Genomic DNA, 751 nt, shown 5'->3' on the forward strand with positions numbered 1-751 from the left:
TTTGCTTATTTCAAGTTGAGAGTGGGGTTATAGATATATTTTTGATACTTGAATTGTCTATATAGATAATAGTAAAAAGTAAGCAGAATAAAATAATTCCTCATAAAAAAGCTCTCAGCCTGTTATCCAGTTGAGAGCTCTTTTATATAGATACTATATGAGTTGATAGAAGCTGCTCTAGGCAGTTATACAAATAATAATAGTGATGAATCACTACTCTTCCATCTGCCACTTATCATCTACCCATACAGCATCGTTATCATCTAGATGTACATGCCATTCTGCATCAGTGACCGCAAGGCGAATCTCAGTCAAACATTGTAGCCAATGCTCTAAGGTATACATAAGATCTTCTACATCTAGACTAACAGGTAACTTTGTAGCTCCTGCTAATATGACCTCTGACTCACTATCATCGTATGCATAGAGATCGAAAGTCTCTGCATCATCTGCATGCTCGAAATTTACATTATATTCATCAACTATTGACGCAATCTTTTCTTGCTCCTGTTGAGTCAAGAGAGTAGAACGTTCAGCAGTATAGTAGATTGAAACGCCCATAACATGCTCCAAAATAAATGACAGATAGTAGATTCTAGAAGTAAATAAATAGTATCACATCAAACTGATTTGTAGGAAAGTTTGAATTTTAACTGAGCCATTTAGTGCTAAACTTTCTATTATCAAGAATTATCACCAAACTGCTGACAAAGAAAAGCCCCCTCCGCGTTAGCAAAGGGGGCTTTATCTA

At 35.7% G+C, this 751-nt stretch carries 1 protein-coding gene; it reads right to left on the reverse strand.

The features are described 5' to 3' along the window. Window positions 1-213 precede the first annotated feature (213 nt). The gene (locus CXF61_RS01805) at window positions 214-561 is read right to left on the reverse strand and encodes a hypothetical protein (protein WP_165596949.1); all 348 of its coding nucleotides are present in this window, start codon (window positions 559-561) and stop codon (window positions 214-216) included. Window positions 562-751: the final 190 nt, after the last annotated feature.

The sequence above is a fragment of the Psychrobacter sp. 4Dc genome, from assembly GCF_002836715.1.
Classification (GTDB): domain Bacteria; phylum Pseudomonadota; class Gammaproteobacteria; order Pseudomonadales; family Moraxellaceae; genus Psychrobacter.

Coding starts and splice junctions, on each gene's coding strand:
- CXF61_RS01805 (WP_165596949.1), bottom strand. CDS start 561: ATGGGCGTTTCAATCTACTATACTGCTGAACGTTCTACTCTCTTGACT.